The following is an 802-nucleotide window of genomic DNA, read 5'->3' as shown; positions in this document are numbered from 1 at the left end:
CCCTTGCCGTTGCCCGAGGCCACACCGAGGTCGGCCTCCCGAGCCTCGCCGGGACCGTTCACGACACAGCCCATCACCGCCACCCGCAACGGCACCTCCATCCCCTCAAGACCCGCGGTCACCTGATCCGCCAGCTTGTAGACATCCACCTGGGCGCGGCCGCAGGAGGGGCAGGAGACGATCTCCAGTCGACGCTGGCGCAGGTTGAGCGACTCCAGGATCTGGATGCCGACCTTGACCTCCTCCGCCGGCGGAGCGGAGAGGGAGACCCGGATGGTGTCGCCGATGCCCTCCGAGAGCAGGGCGACTTGATCGTGCCCTGGAAGGCGGGGCCCGCCTCGGTCACGCCCAGGTGGAGCGGGTAGTCACACCGGGCGGCGAGCTGCCGGTAGGCGTTGACCATGACCACCGGGTCGTTGTGCTTGACGGAGATCTTGATGTCCCTGAAGCCGTGCTCCTCGAACAGCGAGCACTCCCACAGCGCCGACTCCACCAGCGCCTCCGGCGTGGCCTTGCCGTACTTCGCCAGCAGCCGCTTGTCCAGCGAACCGGCGTTGACGCCGATACGGATCGGGACACCGGCGTCGGAGGCCGCCTTGGCGATCTCCTTCACCTTGTCGTCGAACTGCCGGATGTTCCCCGGATTGACCCGCACCGCGGCGCAACCGGCGTCGATCGCCGCGAACACGTACTTCGGCTGGAAGTGGATGTCCGCGATCACCGGGATCTGCGACTTCCTCGCGATCACCGGCAACGCGTCCGCGTCATCCTGCGAGGGGCAGGCCACCCGCACGATCTGACA

The 802-nt window shown here is 68.0% G+C and carries 1 pseudogene; it reads right to left on the bottom strand.

Annotated features, from left to right (window positions below):
* Positions 1-802 (bottom strand): annotated as a pseudogene (gene ispG, locus CD790_RS34225) (flavodoxin-dependent (E)-4-hydroxy-3-methylbut-2-enyl-diphosphate synthase); the annotation flags it as partial.

The organism is Streptomyces sp. SAJ15, assembly GCF_007595705.1.
Taxonomy (GTDB): domain Bacteria; phylum Actinomycetota; class Actinomycetes; order Streptomycetales; family Streptomycetaceae; genus Streptomyces.
The sequence above is the reverse complement of the archived record's forward strand: the minus strand, read 5'-3'. Positions and strand labels throughout refer to the sequence as shown.